Source organism: Ectopseudomonas khazarica, from assembly GCF_017915135.1.
In the GTDB taxonomy this organism is placed as follows: domain Bacteria; phylum Pseudomonadota; class Gammaproteobacteria; order Pseudomonadales; family Pseudomonadaceae; genus Aquipseudomonas; species Aquipseudomonas khazarica.
In genome coordinates this window covers 1,608,841-1,624,579 of sequence record NZ_CP068551.1, presented here as the reverse complement: position 1 = coordinate 1,624,579, position 15,739 = coordinate 1,608,841, and the positions used below count along the sequence as shown (strand labels likewise).

Below are 15,739 nucleotides of genomic sequence, written 5' to 3'. Positions count from 1 at the left end.
AATCATGAAATCTGCCCTGACCCGCGCCGCACTGGCGGTTTCCTGCCTGGCCTTCGCCGGCCAGCTGCTGGCTGCCGAACCCAAGCGTCCCGAATGCATCGCACCGGCCAAGCCCGGCGGCGGCTTCGACCTGACCTGCAAGCTGGCCCAGAGCGGCCTCAAGGACACCGGCCTGCTCAAGGCGCCCATGCGCGTCACCTACATGCCGGGTGGCGTCGGCGCCGTTGCCTACAACGCCGTGGTCGCCCAGCGCGCCAAGGACCCAGGCACCATCACCGCCTTCTCCTCCGGTTCGCTGCTCAACCTGGCGCAGGGCAAGTTCGGTCGCTACGACGAACACGCCGTCCGCTGGCTGGCGGCGATCGGCACCGACTACGGCGCCATCACCGTACGCGCCGATGCGCCCTGGCAGACCCTCGGCGAGCTGGTCGAGGCGCTGAAGAAAGACCCGGCCAGCGTGGTCTTCGGCGCCGGTGCGACCATCGGCGGCCAGGACTGGATGCAGACCGCACTGATCGCCCGCGCGGCCGGCATCGACCCGCAGAGCCTGCGCTACGTGGCCTTCGAAGGCGGCGGCGAGACCCTGACCGCGATGCTCGGCGGTCACGTGCAGGTCACTTCCAGCGGCCTGGGCGAAGTCACCCCGCAACTGGCGGCCGGCAAGGTGCGCATCCTCGCCGTACTGTCCGACGAGCGTCTGCCGGGCAAGCTGGCGGACATTCCGACCGCCAAGGAGCAGGGCTACGACATCAGCTGGCCGGTGATTCGCGGCTTCTACATGGGCCCGCAGGTCAGCGACGAGCAGTTCGCCTGGTGGCAGGGCCAGTTCGAGAAGATGCTGGCACGTGACGACTTCGCCGCCCTGCGCGAACAACGTGACCTGTTCCCGCTGTCGCTGACCGGCGACGAGCTCAATGCCTTCGTGCTCAAGCAAGTGCAGGACTACAAGGCCCTGGCCGGCGAATTCGGCCTGGTCCAGTAACACGCCTGTGCAATCCGCGCCCTGCCGAGGGCAGCACTGAGCACCCCACCCGGGTCGTGTTCGGCGCTGCCCTCCGGCCTGGCGCTTCCGAGGTAAATCACCATGTACGTTCGCCTGTTCTCCGCGGTCTGGCTGCTTCTGTGTGCCTGGCTCGCCGTCATTGCCTGGGGCTTCCAGGCGCCTTTCGCCTATGACCCGGTCGGCCCACGGGCCTACCCGCTGCTGCTGCTGGCCCTGATGGGTGCCGGCAGCCTGTGGCTGGTGTTCAAGCCGGGCATGCTCGAACAACGCCTGGACCTTCCCACGGCGCTGCGCAGCGCGCTGTGCGTGGTGGTTCTGCTGGCCTATGCGCTGACCTTCGAGCCGCTCGGCTTCGTCATCAGCACCAGCCTGGCCACCTTTGCCCTGGGCCTGCTGTTCACCGGCCGCCCGCTGCCCTGCGCGGTCAGCGCGGTAGCGATGGGCGTGCTGCTGTACGTGTTGTTCGATCTGCTGCTGGACGTGCCCCTGCCGCTCGGCCTGCTTGAAGCCTTCGTGGAGAGCTGAAATGGAAACCCTTAACTTCCTGATGCAGGGCTTCGGTGTCGCCACGCGCCCGGACAACCTGCTGGTGGCGCTGTTCGGCGCCTTCGTCGGCACCGTGGTCGGCCTGCTGCCGGGCCTCGGCCCGATCAACGGCGTGGCCCTGCTGCTGCCCCTGGCGTTCGCCCTCGGCCTGCCGCCGGAAACCGCACTGATTCTGCTCGCCGCCGTCTACCTGGGCTGCGAGTACGGCGGGCGTATCTCCGCCATCCTGCTCAACGTGCCGGGCGACGCCGCGGCCATCATGACCACCCTCGACGGCTACCCGCTGGCGCGTCAGGGCAAGGCGGGCATCGCCCTGTCGCTGTCGGCGGTCAGCTCCTTCATCGGCAGCATCGTCGCCACCTGCGGCGTGGTGCTGTTCGCGCCGCTGCTGGCGAAGTGGGCCGTGGCCTTCGGCCCCGCCGAATACTTCGTGCTGATGGTGTTCGCCATCGCCTGCCTCGGCGGCATGGTCGGCGACAAGCCGGTCAAGACCCTGATGGCCGCCCTGATCGGCCTGGCCCTGGCCACGGTCGGCGTGGACTCGACCACCGGCGTCTATCGCTTCACCTTCGACAGCGTCAGCCTGTCCGACGGCATCCAGTTCGTCATCGTGGTGATCGGCTTCTTCAGCGTCAGCGAGGTCCTGCTGATGCTGGAGAAGACCCACGGCGGGCAGAAGGCGGTCAAGGCCAGCGGCCGTCTGCTGTTCAACTTCAAGGAGTTCTGCCAGACCTTCTGGACCATGATCCGCAGCGCCCTGGCCGGCTTCGTCATCGGCACTCTCCCCGGCGCCGGCGCCACCATCGCCAGTGCCATGACCTACATGACCGAGAAGCGCATGGCCGGCAGCAAGGGCCGCTTCGGTGACGGTGACCTGCGTGGCCTGGCAGCCCCGGAGGCGGCCAACAACGCTTCGGCCTGCGGCTCGCTGATCCCCATGCTGACCCTCGGCGTACCGGGCTCGGGCACCACCGCGGTGATGATCGGCGCCCTGACCCTGTACAACATCACGCCCGGCCCGCTGCTGTTCGAACAGCAGCCCGACGTGGTCTGGGGCCTGATCGCCTCGCTGTTCATCGGCAACGTCATCCTGCTGGTGATGAACATCCCGCTGGTCGGACTGTTCTCGCGCATGCTCAGCGTGCCGAACTGGGTGCTGGTACCGGCGATCACCGTGGTCAGCATGGTCGGCGTCTACGCCGTGCACAGCACCACCTTCGATCTGGTGCTGATGATCCTCCTCGGCGTGTTCGGCTACATCCTGCGCAAGCTCGACTTCCCGCTGTCGGCGCTGATCCTCGGCTTCGTCCTCGGCGAGCTGATGGAGGACAACCTGCGCCGCGCGCTGTCGATCTCGGCCGGCGACCTGGGCATTCTCTGGGGCAGCCCGATCACCCTGGTGCTCTGGGCACTGGTCGCGCTGATGCTGGCGTTGCCGGGCATCCGCTGGGTGCGTCGTCGCCAACAGATCAAGGCCGGGGCTGATGCCGCTGCCGCGTGATCTCTGGGTAACGCCGCTGGCCGGTGCGGTCGGCGGCTACCTGGCCAGCCTCGCCGGCTGGCCCCTGCCCTGGATGGTCGGCTCGCTGCTCGCGGTGATCGCCCTGCGCTGCCTGACCAATCGTGCCTTCAGCGAACTCCCCGGTGGGCGCAAGACCGGCCAGTGGCTGGTCGCCAGCGGCATCGGCCTGCACTTCACCAGCGAAGTGCTGGAGCAGGTGCTCAGCCATCTGCCGATCATCGTCATGGGTGCCTTCGGCACGCTCCTGCTCAGCCTCATCGGCATCGCCATCCTCCGTCGTGCCGGCGTCGACCGCGCCACCGCGTTCTTCGCCAGCATGCCGGGCGGGGCCAGCGAGATGGTCAACCTGGCCCTGCGCCACGACGCCCAACCGGCACGGGTGGCCGCGGCGCACAGCCTGCGCCTGCTGCTGGTGGTCCTGCTGATTCCGGCGCTGTTCACCTGGGGCCTGCCCGCTGTCAGTGCACCGGCGCGCGCGCCAGTGGACTGGACCTGGCTGATCGTCCTGCTCGCCGCCGGCGCGGTGCTGGCCCTGGGCTGGGGGCGCCTGAAGCAACCCAACCCCTGGATGCTTGGCCCGCTGACCGCCTGCGCCGTGGCCAGCGCCACCTTCGACCTGCACCTGGGCCTGCCGCCAGGCCTCGGCCAGCTCGGTCAGTGGCTGATCGGCAGCGCGCTGGGCTGTCATTTCGACCGCGCCTTCTTCCGCAGCGCTCCCGGTTTCCTGGCCCGCGTACTGCTGTTCACCCTGCTGGCGATGCTGGTCGCCGCTGCGCTGGGTGAAGGGCTCGGCTGGCTGGCCGGCGAGGATCACCTGTCACTGATGCTGGGCATGATGCCTGGCGGCATCACCGAGCTGTGTCTGACTGCCGAGGCCCTGCAGCTCTCGGTGGCACTGGTCACCGCGCTGCAGGTATTGCGGCTGTTTCTGGTGATGTTTCTCGCCGAGCCGCTGTTCAAGCTCTGGTGCAAGCGCCACGTCTAGCCCGTGGTGCTTGCACTGCCGCTTCGCCCAAGTGGCTGCCCCGGCGCCCCGCTACCACTGCAGGTGCAGCTGGCTGTCGAACGTACGGGGCTGACCACTGAGCGGGTCGACGAAACGCAGACCACGGGCCAGCAGCTTGAGCGGCTGGCTGTAGTCATCCGCCTGGTGGCGCGACTCCAGCAGGTGCGGATAGAAGTCGTCGCCAACGATGGGCGCGCCCAGTCCGGCCAGGTGCACCCGCAGCTGATGCTTGCGCCCGGTGACCGGAGACAGGCCGTAGCGCCATAGCGCGCCACGGCGCTCGAGCACCTCGATCCGCGTTTCGCTGTTGGCCTCGCCGGCGACCTCCTGCATGCGGAAGAAGGGCTCGCCGGCGACCATCCGCGAACGGTGCACACAGGGGAACTGCAGATCGGTCAGCGCCGGGGCAATGGCCTCGTAGCGCTTCTCCACCTGTCGCTCGCGAAACAGCGCCTGATACAGCCCGCGGCTGGCCGGGTCTACCGAGAACAGCACCAGGCCGGCGGTCAGCCGGTCGATGCGGTGGATCGGCACCAGGTCAGGATTGCCGGTGCGCCTGATCAGGCGTGCCAGCAGGGTCTGCTCGACATACTCGCCAGCCGGCATCACGGGCAGGAAATGCGGCTTGTCGGCGACCAGCAGGTGCTCGTCCTGCCACAGCACCTGCTCTTCGAAGGGAATCGGCGTCTCGTTCGGCACCTCACGGAAGTAGCGCACCTTGAGGCCGGCGCGATAGGGATGCTCGGCATCGATGGGCTTGCCTTCGCCATCCAGCACGCGGCCACGCGCCATGCGCTGCAGCCACACCGCCCGCTCGATGGCGGGAAAGTGCGCGCACAGGCAGTCGAGCACCGTCGCCCAGTCGCCCTGGGGCAGGTGAAGCGTACTGGGGCGCATGGCAGGGCTGGGCATTACGGGGGCTCGCATCGGTCCGGATGCGGCGAATTAGGCCGCAGTCACCGCGTTCAGTCAAAGCAAACGGCTTGAGCCGGCGTCACGCTGTAGCTATGGTGGCCGCTTCGCTTCGGAGGCCTGCATGTCCATCACCCGTTCCCTGCTCAGCAGCATCGCCCTACTCCCGCTTCTGACCGCCTGCCAGGTCTACACCGGCAAGACGGAAGGCCCGCCACCGGCCACCCGCCTGCAGGGCCAGGTACAACTGGTGAACGGCCAGCTGCTGTTCAGCCCCTGCCAGGAACAGCGCCGCTTCCTCCTGGTCGACGGCGGCAACACCGGCATCGAGCGTGAAGCCAGGCAGCTCGCTGGCGACCAGGGCGAGCTGTTCGCCGACCTGGCCGGCCAGCTGGGCGGCAGCCAGGGCCAAGGCAACGATGGCCGCTTCGAGGTCAGCCAGCTCTACCGCCTGCAGGGTGAGGGCCATGGCTGCGACGACCTCAACTTCAAGCGCCTGACCCTGCGCGCCAGCGGCAACGAGCCGTTCTGGCAGGTGGAGGTCGGCAGCAAGGGCCTGGTGCTCAACCGTCCCGAGCATGAGCCACTGGCCCTGCCCTACCTGGAAGAACAGCTGCCGGAAGGCCGTCTCAACTTCAGCAGCGAGGCCAACGGCCAGCGCCTCGAGCTGTGGGTCGCGCCGCAGCGCTGCGTCGACGGCATGAGCGGTGCGGTGAACCACCTCAGCGCGGAACTGCGCCTGGATGGCCAGGTACTGCGTGGCTGCGCGCACTTCGGGGCCATGCGCAACTGATCGCACCGCCTGCGGCACGGATGCTGACGGCTGAGCGCAGGTCCTGGCTCAGCCGTCAGCCCGTGTGATCTTTTGCCACAATCGAAAGCAGGCGCACCCCGCTCCCTCCGCCTAAGCTCAAGGCAGCATCGCAGGAAGGAGACCACCATGCTACGAGTAGCCCTCAACGGATATGGGCGCATCGGCCGCGCACTCACGCGCGCTCTGGTGCAGCGCGATCTGCAGCAACGCATCCGCCTGGTCGCGATCAACGACCTCGGCGACTACCAGACCCTCACCCACCTGACACGCTTCGACTCCACCTTCGGCCGCTTTCCCGGCGAGGTGGAACTGCATGGCGAGCAGCTGCACCTCGGCGGCCAATCGATCCACCTGCTCAGCGAGCGCGAGGCGTTCAACCTGCCCTGGAACCGCCTGGGCGTGGACCTGGTGCTGGAATGCTCGGGCAAGTTCAAGAAGCGTGCTCAAGCCGAGCAGCACCTGACCGCCGGCGCGCAGCGCGTGCTGCTCTCGCACCCGCTGGAAAGCGCGGACCTGACCGTGGTCTATGGCGTCAACCACCAGTTGCTGAGCAACCAGCAGCAGATCGTTTCCAACGCCTCCTGCACCACCAACTGCCTGGCGCCGCTGGCCAAGGTGCTGCACGAGGCGGTGGGCATCCGCCAGGGGCTGGTCAACACGGTGCATGCCTACACCAACGACCAGAACCTGCTGGACAAGGCCCACAGCGACCTCTATCGCGCCCGCGCCGCCGCGCTGTCGATGATCCCCACCAGCACCGGTGCCGCCCGGACCATCGGCCTGGTGCTGCCGGAGCTGTCCGGGCGCCTCGACGGCCTCTCGGTGCGCGTGCCGACCCCCAACGTGTCGCTGCTCGACCTGACCTTCAACGCCGAGCGTGCGACCAGCCGCGAGGCGATCAATGCCGCGCTGCAGAACGGTGCCAAGGCCATGACGCCAGGCGTCATGGAGTGCAACGAGGCGCCGCTGGTTTCCACCGACTTCAACGCCTACCCGGTCTCCTGCGTGGTCGATCTCAACCACACCCGCGTGCAGGACGACCTGGTCAAGGTGCTGGCCTGGTACGACAACGAATGGGCATTCGCCAATCGCATGCTCGACGTCCTGCTGTACTGGCATCACCTGAGCCGCGACAGCCAGCGCTGAACCTCGCAGCGGCGCTTGCGCCGCTGCGTCCATGGCGTTGCCGGGCGACGACCGGCACACGGCGATCCTGTACAATCGCCGCCCTCGTTACCCCCTGCCGGATCACCACCGGCCCTGCTGGATACCTGCCATGATTCGTCTCACCGAACTGAAACTGCCCCTCGACCACGCCGACGACGCCCTGCGCCCGGCCATCGTCCAGCGCCTGGGCATCGCCGATGGCGAGCTGCTCGCCTTCACCGTGTTCAAGCGCAGCTACGATGCCCGCAAGCGTTTCGGCGACATGCCGTTCATCTACATCGTCGACTGCGAGGTGCAGGACGAAAGCGCCCTGCTCGCCCGCCTCGAAGGTGATCGCCACGTCGGACCGGCACCGGACATCCGCTACCAGCCCGTCGGCCAGGCGCCTGCCGGTGGCCTCGACGAACGCCCCATCGTGGTCGGTTTCGGCCCCTGCGGCATCTTCGCCGCACTGATCCTGGCCCAGGCGGGGCTGCGCCCCATCGTCCTGGAGCGCGGCAAGGAAGTTCGCCAGCGCACCAAGGACACCTGGGGACTGTGGCGCAAGAACGTGCTCGACCCGACCTCCAACGTGCAGTTCGGTGAAGGCGGCGCCGGCACCTTCTCCGATGGCAAGCTCTACAGCCAGATCAAGGACCCGAACCATCACGGCCGCAAGGTGCTGGAAGAGTTCGTCAAGGCCGGCGCGCCGGACGAGATCCTCTACATCAACAAACCGCACATCGGCACCTTCCGCCTTACCGGCGTGGTCGCCACCATGCGCGAGGAGATCAAGGCGCTCGGTGGCGAAGTGCGCTTCCAGGAGCGCGTCAGCGACCTGCTGATCGAGGACGAGCAGCTCAGCGGCGTCGTGCTGGAAAGCGGCGAACAGCTGCGCAGCCGTCACGTGGTGCTGGCCCTCGGTCACAGCTCGCGTGACACCTTCCGCATGCTCCACGCCCGAGGCGTGTTCCTGGAGGCCAAGCCGTTCTCGGTGGGTTTCCGTATCGAGCACCCGCAGTCGCTGATCGACAACGCGCGCCTGGGCAAGTACGCCGGTCACCCGAAGCTCGGCGCCGCCGACTACAAGCTGGTGCACCACGCCAGCAACGGCCGCGCGGTGTACAGCTTCTGCATGTGCCCGGGCGGCACCGTGGTCGCCGCCACCTCCGAGCCGGAGCGCGTGGTCACCAACGGCATGAGCCAGTATTCGCGCAACGAACGCAATGCCAATGCCGGCATCGTCGTCGGCATCACCCCGGAGCAGGACTACCCCGGTGGCCCGCTGGCCGGCGTGGAGCTGCAGGAGCGCCTGGAGTCGCACGCCTATGTGCTCGGCGGGCGCAACTACGAGGCACCCGGGCAGCTGGTCGGCGACTTCATCAAGGGCACGCCGTCCACCGCGCTGGGTGAGGTGCAGCCGTCCTACAAGCCGGGCGTGCGCCTGGGCGACCTGGCGCCGTCGCTGCCGGACTTCGCCATCGCGGCGATCCGTGAGGCCATCCCCGCCTTCGCCAAGCAGATCAAGGGCTTCGACCTGCATGACGCGGTGCTCACCGGCATCGAGACGCGCACCTCCTCCCCCGTGCGCATCACCCGTGGCGCCGACATGCAGAGCCTGAACCTGAAGGGCCTGTATCCGGCCGGTGAAGGCGCCGGCTATGCGGGCGGCATCCTCTCCGCCGGCGTCGACGGCATCCGTGTCGCCGAGGCCGTGGCCAGGGACATGCTCGGGCTGGAGCGCTGAACAGGAGCCCGGCCGGACTCAGCCGGGCGACCTGAAGCGTAGCGCCAGCAGGCATGCCGGCAGCGCCAGGACCAGCACGCCGACAGTGACCACCAGCAGGCTGCGCAGCGGCATGCTGGTGAAAAGGTTGACCCAGTACAGCGTCCACAGCGACAGGCAGACGCAGCAGCCGGCCAAGCCACTGCGTCGGCTGCGGCAACTCATCAGCCAGATCGCGTTGAACAGCGCCAGGGCGGCGAAGAGATACAGCGAATGCTGCAACTGCACGCCGTAGCCGATATCGCGGCGGAGCGTGCCGAGCAGCTGTCGACAGAGCTCGAAGACACCGCTGTAGAGCAGTGCTGCCAGCACCAGCTGCGCGCCGACGAGCAAGGCGATGGCGCCGCCACGCCGCGCGCTCAAGCGTCTTCGGCGCGCAGGCAACAGAGGGTCGAGCGGCGCGAACCGTGCGGACGCCGTTGCGGGTCGGCGTAGGTGAGCAACTCGACGAACCCCGCCTTGCGCATCATCCCTGCCGAGGCGGCATTCTCCTCGTGGCGGTCGATGTAGATGTCGCGCAGCCCATCCTCCAGCAGCCCTTCGACCACGCCACGCAACAGGCGCGAGCCCAGCCCCTGCCCGGCCTGCCGAGCGTGCACCACGGCCTCGCAGATGTAGGCATGCACCTGGTCCGAGCGTGACGGCGGCTGATGCGCGGCGAAGTCATCGGTCAGGCGATGACTGACGAAGCCTTGCAGCACGCCCTCCTGCTCGGCCAGCAGGGCCCTCGTCTCGCCACCTGCGATGGCTGCCAGGTGGGCGCGTACCTCGGCTTCGGGCAAGTGGTTCCAGGGGTTCGGTCCATGCTCCAGCAACAGCTCGCACATGGCCTCGATGTCCGCTGCGGTCGCGGCGCGCAACTGCATCATGATGTTCACCTCGCCTGAGTCAGTGGCCGGCGCCAGGTGCTGCCAGCCAGGGGCTCAGTCTAGGGCCTGCGTGCAAGGGTCTACAGGCACAGTCGCGGGTGAAAACTGTCACTGCTCCCAGGGGCGGCCACGGGTCTGCTCGCTCAGGCGGACCTTCTGCTGCAGGGCCGCCTTGGCCAGCATGTGGGCGCTGACCGGCGCGGTGATGAACAGGAACAGGGTGATGAGCAGTTCATGCAGGCTGATGCCCTGGCCACGCGTCCCGAAGTAGATCAGCGATGCGATGACCATGCCGCCCACGCCCATGGTGGTGGCCTTGGTCGGCCCATGCAGGCGCATGAAGAAGTCCGGCAGGCGGTACAGGCCGATGGCGCCGACCAGGGCGAACAGGCTGCCGAGCAGCAGAAACAGGGCGACCAGGCCCTCGATCCAAGCGTTCATGCTGTCTCTCCTCTACTCGATGATGTCGCCGCGCAGCAGGTACTTGGCCACTGCCACGGTGCCGATGAAGCCCATCACCGCGATCAGCAGCGCCGCTTCGAAATACAGGTCCGAGCCCAGCCAGATGCCGAACAGCACCAGCAGGGCGATGGCGTTGATGTACAGGGTGTCCAGCGCCAGGATGCGATCGGGCATGTCCGGCCCCTTGATCAGGCGGGCCAGGGTCAACACCAGTGCCAGGCCCATGATGGCCAGGCAGATCGGAATCACGTACGCGAGCATGCGAACACCTCCAGCAGTGGTGCTTCGTAACGGGTCTGGATGCTGCGCACCAGCGCGGCTTCGTCATCCACGTTGAGGCCGTGGATCAGCAACGTGCGCTTGTCATCGCTGAGGTCGGCGGAGACCGTTCCGGGCGTCAGCGAGACGATGCTCGCGAGCATGGTCAGCGCCAGCTCGTCGTCCAGCTTCAGGGGCACCTCGACGAACGCCGGGCGCATGCGACTGGCCGGGCCGAGAATCAGCTTGGCCACTTCCAGGTTGGCGACGACGATGTCACCCAGCACGCGCAGCAGGAACAGGCACAGCTTGACCGGCTTGCGCACCTGCGGCGGGTTGATCCAGAACACCTGGCTGACCAGCGGAATCAGCCAGCCGAGGAAGGCCCCCAGCAGCCAGTGGCCGAAGCTGAAGTCGTTGACCAGCAGCAGCCAGACACCGAGCAGGCACAGGCTCAGCAGAGGATGGGGCAGCCAGCGACGCCCGTTCATGCGCCACCTCCGCTGAGCAGGATCATGTGATAGCTCTCCAGGTCATGCAGTTGCGCCACCATGGCGCCGATGTAGTCCAGCGCGGGCGCGGCGCAGGCCACCAGCAGCGGGCTCATCAGCAGCAGGCCGATGGCGGCGAGCAGGCGGCCGTTGTCCAGCTCGGCGCTGTCCAGCTGGCTCAGCCCGACACGCCAGAACAGGGTGCTGCCGGCGCGGCTGAGACTGACCAGGGTCACCAGACCGCCGATCAGCACCACCGGCCACAGCACGGCGGCTTCCCAACCGGACCCTGCCGCCTTGAGCAGCAGCAGCTTGCCGACGAAGCCCGAGAGCGGCGGCAGGCCGGCCACGGCGATGGCGCCGACGAAGAACAGCGCCCCCAGGATGTACGGATTCTGCAGCGCCGGCCCCTGGATCAGCTGCGCTTCCTTGATCCCGCGCTGGCGGCTGACCAGATCGGCGATCAGAAACAGCGCGCCCGCCACCCAGGTACTGTGGATCAGGTAGAACAGCGCCGCCTGCAGTGCCTCGGGGGTGCCCAGGGCCATGCCGGCGAGCAGCGTGCCCACCGACAGCACCACCAGGTAGGCCAGCATGCCCTGCAGCGTCACCGAGGCGAACGCGCCGACGGCGCCCAGCGCCAGGGTCAGCAGGGCCAGCGGCCACAGCCACTCCTGGACCAGGTGCGAGAGGTTGCCGCTCTCGTCCCCGAAGACCAGGGTGTAGACCCGCAGAATCGAGTACAGGCCGACCTTGGTCATGATCGCGAACAGCGCCGCCACCGGCGCGGTCGCCGAGGCGTAGGCACGCGGCAGCCAGAAGTACAGCGGCAGGAACGCGGCCTTGAGGCCGAACACCACCAGCAGCAACATGCTGGCTGCGCCGATCAGCGGCGCATGGTCGGCGCCGGCAGCGGCGACGCGCAGCGACATGTCGGCCATGTTCAGCGTGCCGGTGACGCCATACAGCACGCCCACGGCGATCAGGAAGAACGCCGAGCCGACCAGGTTGAGCACCACGTAGTGCAGCCCCGCGCGCACGCGATCCTTGCCGCCGCCGTGCAGCAGCAGCGAGTAGGACGCGATCAGCAGGATCTCGAAGAAGACGAACAGGTTGAACAGGTCGCCGGTGAGGAACGCCCCGTTGATGCCCAGCAACTGGAACTGGAACAGCGCATGGAAGTTGCGCCCGCGCTCGTCGTCACCGCGCATCGCGTAGAGCACCGCGAACAGCGCCAGCACCGATGTCACCACCAGCATCAGCGCACTGAGGCGATCCAGAACCAGCACGATGCCGAACGGCGGCTGCCAGTTACCCAGGGCATAGACCTGGATCGTGCCCTGGTCGGCCAGCGCCAGCAGCCAGAAGCTCAGCGGCACCAGCAGCGTGGTCACGCCGACCGACAGCACGCGCTTGCGCGGCATGTCCAGGCGAGCGGCCACCAGCAGCAGGCTGCCGGCCAGCAGCGGCAGAAGAATGGGAAGGATCAACGCATGATTCATCGATGCTGCTCCCGGCCATCGACATGGTCGGTGCTCAGTTCACCGACGCTGCGCAGGGCCAGCACCACGACGAACGCGGTCATGGCGAAACCGATGACGATGGCAGTCAGCACCAGCGCCTGGGGCAGCGGGTCGACATAGCGGCTGCCCTGCCCGATCACGCTGGACGCACCGCCCTGCAGGCGTCCCATGGCGAAGAGGAACAGGTTGACCGCGTAGGAGATCAGGGTCAGCCCCATGACCACCGGAAAGGTGCGAGCTCGCAGCAGCAGATACACGCCGCTCGAGGTCAGTATGCCGAGCGCCACGGCAAACAGCGCTTCCATATCAGAGTACCTCCTGTCCGGGCTTTTCCTGGGTCAGCTTGCCCAGGTTGGCGAGGATGAGCAGGGTCGACCCGACCACAGTCAGATAGACGCCCAGGTCGAAGAGCATGGCCGTGGCCAGCTCGATCTCACCCACCAGTGGAATGTGGAAATGGCCGAACGCCGAGGTCAGGAACGGACGCTCGAACAGCCAGCTGCCCGCCCCGGTGGCCGTGGCGATGAGCACGCCGCCACCGGCCATGCGGTGATAGTTCAAAGGCAGGCGCGACTGCGTCCACTGCACGCCGCTGGCGACATACTGCAGGATCAGCGCCACGGCCGTGATCAGGCCGGCGATGAAGCCGCCGCCCGGCAGGTTGTGGCCACGCAGGAAGATGAACACCGAGATCAGCAGCGCCATCGGCAGCAGCACGCGCGACAGCGTGGCGAGGATCAGCGGGTGGCGGTCACGCGCCCAGCTGCGGCCCTCGGCGTCGGCGTTGGGCTGGAACAGGCGCAGGCCGTCGAGCATGGCATAGATGCCCACCGCTGCGATCGCCAGCACGCTGATCTCGCCCAGGGTATCGAAGCCACGGAAGTCCACCAGGATCACGTTGACCACGTTGGTACCGCCGCCACCGGAGACGCTGTTGGCCAGGAAGTAGTCGGCGATGCTCGTGTACGGGCGGGTCAGCACGGCGAACGCCAGCATGGCCACCATCACCCCGCTGCCGATGGCCAGGCTGAAGTCGCGCAGGGCGCGCATGCTGCTGGACTCGACGCGCGTCTGCGCCGGCAGGAAGAACAGCGCCAGCATCAGCAGGATGATGGTCACCACCTCCACCGACAGCTGGGTCAGTGCCAGATCCGGCGCCGAGTAGCGGGCGAAGGCCAGCGCCACCATCAGCCCCACCACGCTGAGCATCACCAGCGCGGCCAGGCGCTGGCGGTGGAAGATCACCGTGGCCAGCCCGGCCATGACCATGATCGCCAGGCCCAGCGCGGTGATGCCATCGATCGGCTGCATCGGCACCGAGCCACTCAGCTCCGGCAGCGGCCCCAGCGCCAGCACCACCACCACGATGGCAGCGCCGAGCAGGTAGGCGATGTAGCGTTGCAGCGAACCGTTCTCCAGGCGACGGGTGAACGCCGTGGCGCTGACGAACAGGCTCATCACCATGCGCTCGAAGACCAGCTTGGCATCCACCCGGGGCATCCCGGCGTACCAGCGGAACAGCGGTTTGCGCAGGGCATAGACGAGAACACCACCCACCAGCGCGACCACGCTCATGATCAGCGGCAGGTTGAAACCGTGCCAGATCGACAGGCTGTACTCGGGCAGGTCGCCACCCAGGGTGGCGGACGCGGCAGAGGCCAGCAGCGGGGCCACGGTGTAGGCCGGCACGACACCGACCAGCAGGCAGAGGAACACCAGCACTTCCACCGGCACCTTCATATAGCGCGGCGGCTCGTGCGGCGGGTACTTCGGCAGGTCGATCGGCTCGCCGTTGAAGAACACGTCATGAATGAAGCGCAACGAGTAGGCCACCGAGAAGACGCCGGCCAGGGTCGCCGCCGCCGGGATCACCCAGTTGAAGCTACCGAGCAGGTGCTGGTGCAGCGTCTCGGTGAAGAACATCTCCTTGCTCAGGAAGCCGTTGAGCAACGGCACCCCGGCCATCGCCGAGGCCGCCACCATCGCCAGCATCGCCGTATGCGGCATGTACTTCCACATGCCGTTGATACGCCGCATGTCGCGGCTGCCGGTCTCGTGGTCGATGATGCCGGCGGCCATGAACAGCGAGGCCTTGAAGGTGGCGTGGTTGATGATGTGGAACACCGCCGCCACCGCCGCCAGGCGCGTATCGAGGCCGAACAGCAGGGTGATCAGGCCCAGGTGGCTGATGGTGGAATAGGCCAGCAGGCCCTTGAGGTCATGCTGGAACAGCGCCAGGGTGGCCCCCACCAGCAGGGTCGCCAGACCGGTCAGGCTGACCAGGTAGAACCACCACTCGGAGCCGGCCAGTGCCGGATACAGGCGCGCCAGCAGGAACACCCCGGCCTTGACCATGGTCGCCGAGTGCAGGTAGGCCGAGACGGGCGTCGGCGCCGCCATGGCATGCGGCAGCCAGAAGTGGAACGGGAACTGCGCCGACTTGGTGAACACGCCCAGCAGCACCAGGATCAGCGCGACCGGATACAGCTCATGGGCACGAATCGCGTAACCGGCTGCCAGCACCTGGGACAACTCGAAGCTGCCGGCGATATGGCCGATCAGCAGGATACCGGCAAGCAACGCCAGACCACCGCCACCGGTGACCGCCAGGGCCATGCGTGCGCCCTTGCGAGCGTCGGAACGTGCCCCCCAGAAACCGATCAACAGGAAGGACGAAAGGCTGGTCAGCTCCCAGAACACCAGCATCAGCAGCAGGTTTTCCGACAGCACCACGCCGAGCATGGCGCCCATGAACAGCAGCAGGAAGCCGAAGAAGCGCCCCATCGGCTCGCTTTTGGACAGGTAGTAGCGTGCGTAGAGGATCACCAGCAGGCCGATACCGAGGATCAGCAGGGCGAAGAGGAAGCCCAGACCGTCGAGACGCAGGCTCAGGTTCAGCCCCAGTTGCGGCAGCCATTCCAGCTTGACGCGCAGGACCTCGCCGGCGAACACGCCAGGCTGCAGGCTGAACAGCAGCACCAGCGCCACCAGCGGCGGCAGCGCGGCGGCCACGGCGCACGCCGAGCGGCCCAGCCGCTCGGCCAGCACCGGTAGAAAAACGCCCAGAAACGGCAAGGCTATGATCAGCGCAAGCGCCATCGGCAAAACCCCTTTAGCAGGCACGCCAGTCGACCACGACCAGCGACGAGAATTGGAGTCGCAACTCCCTGACGGTGACGAACCCCGCACCACAACGAATCAGCTAAGTCGTTGTCGCGACAAGAATAACCGCCGATTATCCATACCTATCGACGCATCGTCATGCATTGAATTATTACTAAACGCACCAGCAGGTGAATACGCGTCTTTCTCTATCACCGCTCTGCGCCGCGCCTATCAGCCGTTGCGGATAGCGATGCGCGCATCGCTGACCCTCGCACGACGGCGCGTCGTCCAGTATG

General features: G+C 67.3%; 16 protein-coding genes. 7 read left to right on the top strand and 9 right to left on the bottom strand.

Annotated features, from left to right (window positions below):
• Window positions 1–4 precede the first annotated feature (4 nt).
• The 4 genes from JLK41_RS07545 (at window position 5) to JLK41_RS07530 (ending at window position 4,056) form a co-directional block, all read left to right on the top strand.
• Window positions 5–982, top strand: coding sequence for a Bug family tripartite tricarboxylate transporter substrate binding protein (locus JLK41_RS07545; RefSeq protein WP_037048989.1), 978 nt, complete (start codon window positions 5–7; stop codon window positions 980–982).
• A gap of 102 nt (window positions 983–1,084) precedes the next feature.
• The gene (locus JLK41_RS07540) at window positions 1,085–1,528 is read left to right on the top strand and encodes a tripartite tricarboxylate transporter TctB family protein (protein WP_037048992.1); all 444 of its coding nucleotides are present in this window, start codon (window positions 1,085–1,087) and stop codon (window positions 1,526–1,528) included.
• Between the two features lies 1 nt (window position 1,529).
• Complete coding sequence (locus tag JLK41_RS07535) at window positions 1,530–3,050, top strand: tripartite tricarboxylate transporter permease (protein ID WP_037048995.1); 1,521 nt, start codon at window positions 1,530–1,532, stop codon at window positions 3,048–3,050.
• Window positions 3,034–4,056 carry an AbrB family transcriptional regulator gene (locus tag JLK41_RS07530; protein ID WP_037048998.1) on the top strand — a complete coding sequence of 341 codons (1,023 nt, stop codon included), beginning with the start codon at window positions 3,034–3,036 and terminating at the stop codon, window positions 4,054–4,056. The genes JLK41_RS07535 and JLK41_RS07530 overlap by 17 nt, the downstream gene beginning before the upstream one ends.
• Window positions 4,057–4,107: 51 nt before the next feature.
• Here JLK41_RS07530 and JLK41_RS07525 read toward each other — a convergent pair whose 3' ends face one another.
• On the bottom strand, window positions 4,108–4,989 hold the full coding sequence (locus tag JLK41_RS07525; protein WP_047592867.1) for an RluA family pseudouridine synthase: 882 nt from the start codon (window positions 4,987–4,989) through the stop codon (window positions 4,108–4,110).
• Between the two features lie 124 nt (window positions 4,990–5,113).
• Between JLK41_RS07525 and JLK41_RS07520 the strand changes: the two genes are divergently transcribed.
• The 3 genes from JLK41_RS07520 (at window position 5,114) to JLK41_RS07510 (ending at window position 8,696) form a co-directional block, all read left to right on the top strand.
• Entirely contained in the window at window positions 5,114–5,782 is a 669-nt protein-coding gene (locus JLK41_RS07520) for a COG3650 family protein (protein ID WP_210390688.1), read from the top strand.
• 147 nt (window positions 5,783–5,929) lie between these two features.
• A complete protein-coding gene (gap, locus tag JLK41_RS07515) occupies window positions 5,930–6,949 on the top strand; it encodes a type I glyceraldehyde-3-phosphate dehydrogenase (protein WP_037049004.1) in 1,020 nt (339 codons plus the stop codon).
• A gap of 130 nt (window positions 6,950–7,079) precedes the next feature.
• Window positions 7,080–8,696 (top strand): NAD(P)/FAD-dependent oxidoreductase, encoded by a 1,617-nt coding sequence (locus JLK41_RS07510; RefSeq protein WP_134676314.1) that lies wholly within the window; start codon window positions 7,080–7,082, stop codon window positions 8,694–8,696.
• Window positions 8,697–8,714: 18 nt separating this feature from the next.
• Here the strand turns inward: JLK41_RS07510 and JLK41_RS07505 are convergent, their stop codons facing one another.
• The 8 genes from JLK41_RS07505 to JLK41_RS07470 form a co-directional block, all read right to left on the bottom strand.
• Window positions 8,715–9,098 carry a hypothetical protein gene (locus JLK41_RS07505; RefSeq protein WP_210390687.1) on the bottom strand — a complete coding sequence of 128 codons (384 nt, stop codon included), beginning with the start codon at window positions 9,096–9,098 and terminating at the stop codon, window positions 8,715–8,717.
• The gene (locus JLK41_RS07500; protein WP_210390686.1) at window positions 9,095–9,604 is read right to left on the bottom strand and encodes a GNAT family N-acetyltransferase; all 510 of its coding nucleotides are present in this window, start codon (window positions 9,602–9,604) and stop codon (window positions 9,095–9,097) included. The genes JLK41_RS07505 and JLK41_RS07500 overlap by 4 nt, the downstream gene beginning before the upstream one ends.
• 108 nt (window positions 9,605–9,712) lie before the next feature.
• Window positions 9,713–10,045 carry a Na+/H+ antiporter subunit G gene (locus tag JLK41_RS07495; protein ID WP_037049012.1) on the bottom strand — a complete coding sequence of 111 codons (333 nt, stop codon included), beginning with the start codon at window positions 10,043–10,045 and terminating at the stop codon, window positions 9,713–9,715.
• Between the two features lie 12 nt (window positions 10,046–10,057).
• Complete coding sequence (locus JLK41_RS07490) at window positions 10,058–10,327, bottom strand: K+/H+ antiporter subunit F (RefSeq protein ID WP_037049014.1); 270 nt, start codon at window positions 10,325–10,327, stop codon at window positions 10,058–10,060.
• On the bottom strand, window positions 10,312–10,815 hold the full coding sequence (locus JLK41_RS07485; RefSeq protein ID WP_037049016.1) for a Na+/H+ antiporter subunit E: 504 nt from the start codon (window positions 10,813–10,815) through the stop codon (window positions 10,312–10,314). The genes JLK41_RS07490 and JLK41_RS07485 overlap by 16 nt, the downstream gene beginning before the upstream one ends.
• On the bottom strand, window positions 10,812–12,317 hold the full coding sequence (locus JLK41_RS07480) for a monovalent cation/H+ antiporter subunit D (RefSeq protein ID WP_175253325.1): 1,506 nt from the start codon (window positions 12,315–12,317) through the stop codon (window positions 10,812–10,814). The genes JLK41_RS07485 and JLK41_RS07480 overlap by 4 nt, the downstream gene beginning before the upstream one ends.
• Window positions 12,314–12,643, bottom strand: a complete 330-nt coding sequence (locus JLK41_RS07475) for a Na+/H+ antiporter subunit C (protein WP_037049020.1) — start codon at window positions 12,641–12,643, stop codon at window positions 12,314–12,316. The genes JLK41_RS07480 and JLK41_RS07475 overlap by 4 nt, the downstream gene beginning before the upstream one ends.
• 1 nt (window position 12,644) lies before the next feature.
• Entirely contained in the window at window positions 12,645–15,437 is a 2,793-nt protein-coding gene (locus tag JLK41_RS07470) for a monovalent cation/H+ antiporter subunit A (protein WP_150608718.1), read from the bottom strand.
• Window positions 15,438–15,739 lie beyond the last annotated feature (302 nt).